3 protein-coding genes are annotated in these 2,305 nt (G+C 60.3%); 2 read left to right on the top strand and 1 reads right to left on the bottom strand.

Annotated features, from left to right (window positions below; translation table 11 throughout):
* Positions 1 to 1,000, bottom strand: a 1,000-nt coding sequence (locus M3461_20710) for an IS4 family transposase (protein MDQ3776596.1), incomplete at its 3' end; no start/stop codon positions are given.
* A 160-nt stretch (positions 1,001 to 1,160) separates the two neighbouring features.
* On the opposite strand from M3461_20710, the gene M3461_20705 reads away from it, so the two are divergent.
* Together M3461_20705 and M3461_20700 are read left to right on the top strand one after the other, a co-directional pair.
* The gene (locus M3461_20705; GenBank protein ID MDQ3776595.1) at positions 1,161 to 1,760 is read left to right on the top strand and encodes a glycosyltransferase; all 600 of its coding nucleotides are present in this window, start codon (positions 1,161 to 1,163) and stop codon (positions 1,758 to 1,760) included.
* A 16-nt stretch (positions 1,761 to 1,776) separates the two neighbouring features.
* The gene (locus tag M3461_20700) at positions 1,777 to 1,920 is read left to right on the top strand and encodes a hypothetical protein (protein MDQ3776594.1); all 144 of its coding nucleotides are present in this window, start codon (positions 1,777 to 1,779) and stop codon (positions 1,918 to 1,920) included.
* Positions 1,921 to 2,305: the final 385 nt, after the last annotated feature.

Raw genomic sequence — 2,305 nt, 5'->3', positions numbered from 1 at the left:
GCTCCGCCGTCTTGCTCTCGCGCCACGGCGCCTCCCAAGCTACGAGGCCTGAGTCTTTTGGCCTCGGTCGGACTTCCACCGACTGGACAATGTGCCCTTGACTGGACACGCCCACCTGCCAGCGGCTGCGATACAGCGCGCAGATCGTGAGCGCGGGCAGCCCGAAGTGGTTGGTGAGGAACACGAGCTTTTTGCCGGACTCGGGGTCCTTGTAGCGGATGCGCCGCAGATGTTCGGGGTAATGCTGGCTGCTGTAGAAGCCATTCAGCGCGATGCTCTGGTCGCAGATGACGCCGGTGGCGCGATCTGCGGGACGGGAATAAACCCGTCGTGCATCCATGTTCGACTTGGCGCGCGTGACGAAGAAGCTGCCCGCGCAATGCAGCACGTGAAGGCGCTCGAAATCGAGATAGCCCCGGTCCATCACGTAGAAGGCACCCGGCTCCGGGATGAGAATATCGAGCACATTGACATCGTGCAGCTTGCCATCGGAGATGTGGATGAATGTCGGGATGGCCCCGCGCAGATCGAGCAGTGTGTGCAGTTTCACCGCGGCCTTGGTCGAGCGAAATGGCGCCCAGGGAAATACCGACAGGCACAGGTCGATGGTAGTGGCGTCGAGCGGATAGACGGTATTGGACAACTCCACCCCGAAACCCTCTTCGCGGTAGATTTTCCTCGCCTGCGCGATCAGCACTTGGGCGAAGTCGGCATAGATGCGCCAATCGCGCGCCTCGTTGGCATCGGCCAGCGTCGAGCGGCTGACCGGCTGCCGAAACCCCATGTGGTAGAGCTTCGCCGCCTGGGCCGACAGACATGCTTCGATGTCGCGCAGGCTTTCGCGATAGGTGAGCTGAGCGAAGGCCATGCAGCGGTACTGCTCGGCACAGGAGAGCCTCCTGACACGGTGGTCGCCTCGGTAGCGTGCCACAATCCGGTGGAAGGTCTTCCACGGCAGGAAGTCCATGATCTGGGCAAACAGGGTCTTGCCAATGTTCATCGCACCCTCCGGCGGAGCAAAAGCCGGAAGGGTGGCCGAAACGGCCTGCACTGTTCAAATCGGAGACACCTTGGCAATCCATGGGAAGCCGCGCCGTTATTGGGTTTCAGGGCACCTACCCCGAAATTAACCGGACCCACTGATCCCCAATGGCACCGAGGTGTGTACACCGCTTGTCTCACAGCCGGCCGGCTGTTACACGTTCGGCACAGTCGGGCGCCTGGTGGAGGCCAAGGACTACCCCACCCTTATCAGGGCAATAGGGCTCTTGCGTGACAAGGGATACGATGTGGAGCTCTATATCGTCGGCGACGGCCCGGAGCGGAACCGATTGGAAGCCGAGATCTCCGCTTTGCGTCTCGCTTCTACCATTCATATCGTCGGTTTCCAGGACGATATCCAGTCGTGGTTGCGCCGATTCAATACTTTCGTCCTGTCCTCGTTGCGCGAGGGCCAACCTATGGCCCTGCTCGAAGCCATGGCCCTCGGACTGCCGATCGTAGCCACCCGCGTCGGGGGTATCCCAGACACAATCGCAGCAGGATCGGAGGGCTTGCTCGTTGCCCCGGGGGATCCGGTTCTGCTGGCCGAGGCGATGGAGGCATTGGTTCTGGATGAAGGACGGCGAACAGCACTTGGCAGGAGCGCCCATGCTCGCTGCCGCACCGACTTTTCCATACAATCGGTCGGCGATCGCTACGAAGAGCTGTACCGCAGCATACTGGACCAGCACACCGATGCGACTCCTGCGAAACAGTAAGATTGTTCCGGTCCTCATGTTCCACAGCGTTGGCCTCGAAAGCCATTCGTGGATCTGGAACATGCTGTCAGAGTCCGTGGGGTCCTTCGAGCACAAGCTCACCGCCCTGAAGGAACATGGCTTCACTACTACCGGGATGCAATCGATGCGCTTGGGGTAGATCCGCGGGAGCTGGCACAGGCGGAGACGTTCGCGCGCCTGCCGGTTTTGACCAAAGCCACGATTCGGCGGAACCACGACCGCCTGCAGACGGCAGCGCTGACGGGCAATCGTTTGCACCTCAACAGCACAAGCGGATCGACGGGCGAGCCGCTGAAGTTCTATACGGACGACGGAATATCGACGTACCTCAAGGCCTCGGTGATCAGGAACAAGGAGTGGACGGGTTGGAGGAGGAGCAGCCGTGAGGTGTGCTTATGCTTATCAATCCCCTCATAATTTCCCCGCTATATGATGCCGAAGACCTCGCGGTAGAGGGGTTGTGCTTGCAGTAGCTCGTAGAATTTGTCCATCAGGGGTTTTGCCCAATCTTTTCGCATGCCAGC

Source organism: Pseudomonadota bacterium (assembly GCA_030860485.1).
Lineage (GTDB): Bacteria > Pseudomonadota > Gammaproteobacteria > JACCXJ01 > JACCXJ01 > JACCXJ01.
Note: the sequence above shows the minus strand (reverse complement) of the source record. Positions and strands in the feature narration are given on the sequence as shown.